A 717-nucleotide genomic window follows, 5' to 3' on the forward strand; every position below is an offset into this window, starting at 1 on the left:
CTATCTCTATTTTTATTTTCTTCTTTTAACATACTTAATTCTTCTTCTAATGTTTTTAATCTCTTTTGTTCATCTGTTAAAACGACTTCGATATCTTTGACAACAGGTTCTTTTGTAACTGGATTTATTGACTCTATATACTGTTTACTATAGTCTATACTACCAAATTCAATATCTAAGTAATGTAGTTCTGTTATTGTATCATGCTCTGATACATCTCCTGTTGCTTCACCTGTTTGAAATATTATTTTCCCATCTTGATTATAAATTATTCTATTGCATCTTTTCATTTAAATTACCACCTTTCTTTTTCTATTCATAAGCATACCAAGTAAAACTTTCTCCAGCTTTACAACGATATTCTCTTTGACCACCTTCATAACTATTTTTACGATAAGTACTTAAAGTAAAACTTTTACTACTAATATCTTTAATACACATAAAAGCAGATAGAAAAAAATCATTTCCAGTTTGAACATAACCAATGCTAGATAGAATATTCAAGTTATTAATAGCATAAAAAATTTGTTCATATGAACCATTAGTTTCATACATACTAAACCTATCAATAATAATAAGGTTGGGTACAAAATTTAAATTCATAGGAATACTAAGAGTTTTAGGAATATTACTAGAAGAATAATACGAATAAAAACTATTAACATTAGTATTTGTAAAAGTATAAGTACCTTTAGCCCACTTTTTACGTTGACTTAA

1 protein-coding gene and 1 pseudogene are annotated in these 717 nt (G+C 26.2%); both read right to left on the minus strand.

Translation table 11 applies throughout. The features are described from left to right. On the minus strand, positions 1–290 hold a 290-nt coding region (locus Q3304_RS20820), incomplete at its 3' end, for a hypothetical protein (RefSeq protein WP_407815488.1). Positions 291–312: 22 nt separating this feature from the next. Then, positions 313–717: pseudogene (locus tag Q3304_RS20825) on the minus strand (hypothetical protein); the annotation flags it as partial.

It is taken from the genome of Clostridioides sp. GD02377 (genome assembly GCF_045899875.1).
Taxonomy (GTDB): domain Bacteria; phylum Bacillota; class Clostridia; order Peptostreptococcales; family Peptostreptococcaceae; genus Clostridioides; species Clostridioides difficile_A.